This window comes from Oleiphilus sp. HI0066 (assembly GCF_001635725.1).
Genome location: NZ_LWFH01000556.1, coordinates 1 through 1,078, shown reverse-complemented (window position 1 = coordinate 1,078; position 1,078 = coordinate 1). Strand labels below are relative to the sequence as shown.

Sequence of the window (1,078 nt, the reverse complement as noted above, 5' to 3'; positions counted from 1 at the left end):
CTTCAGGAATGCTATATCCAGCATCACGTAGTTGATCCGCAGACACTTCTACGGTTTCAACGAGTTCACCAATGATGGTGTAACGATCACCATTTTTAGCTGTCACTTCTGCTTGCATCACATCGTGAGCCCAGAAGTGGACAAGACCTCGGCTTGCGATCAACCAAAGAAGACCGAAAACCATAACCATGCTGATGGCAACAGCACCGGCGTTGAACCAAACCCATGGGTCGCCGTTTTTAAACCATTTTTTAACTGATACGCGCACAATAGACTCCTTAAATCACACTGTACTTGTTGCGAAGACGCTGGCGCACAAATTCTGCAAAGGTGTTTACGACAAAGGTAAACAGGAATAGAACAAAGGCTGCGAGGAATAAGATGCGGTAGTGCGTGCTACCCACTTCTGATTCAGGCATTTCGACAGCAATGTTTGCTGACAAAGTACGCATACCTTCAAAGATATTGATGTCCATGATCGGGGTGTTACCAGTCGCCATCAGTACGATCATGGTTTCACCGACCGCACGACCCATACCAATCATTACCGCTGAGAAAATACCCGGGCTTGCTGTTGGAAGGATAACGCGTGTCATGGTTTGCCACTGCGTTGCACCAAGTGCAAGAGAGCCTTGGGTCAGATGTTTTGGCACACTGAACACGGCATCTTCTGTAATCGAGAAGATGGTAGGGATAACTGCAAAGCCCATCGCTGCACCAACGACTAAAGCGTTACGTTGGTCGAAATCGATACCGGCTTCATTCGTTAACCAAAGGCGCATGTCACCATTGAAGAATGCGACTTCTAGCGTTGGGCTGAGCGCCATGGCAAGCCAACCACCAAAGATAATGACAGGAATCAGCAGTACTGGGTCCCAGCCATCAGGCACTAAACGACGAATGTTGGAGGGTAAGTTACTCCACATAAAGCCGAATAAAAGTATGAAGATCGGGGTGATTATGAGTATTGCGAATACGCCAGGAAGGTTTTCTTCCATAAACGGTGCAAAGAATAAACCTGCCAAGAAACCTAGAATTACGGTAGGTAATGCTTCCATCAATTCAATCGATGGTTTTA

At 46.8% G+C, this 1,078-nt stretch carries 1 protein-coding gene and 1 pseudogene; both read right to left on the bottom strand.

Annotation, left to right across the window (positions count from 1 at the left end; translation table 11 throughout):
- A pseudogene (locus tag A3738_RS07430) lies at positions 1–268 on the bottom strand (phosphate ABC transporter, permease protein PstA); the annotation flags it as partial.
- A 10-nt stretch (positions 269–278) separates the two neighbouring features.
- On the bottom strand, positions 279–1,078 hold an 800-nt coding region (locus A3738_RS07425), incomplete at its 5' end, for an ABC transporter permease subunit (RefSeq protein ID WP_156504058.1).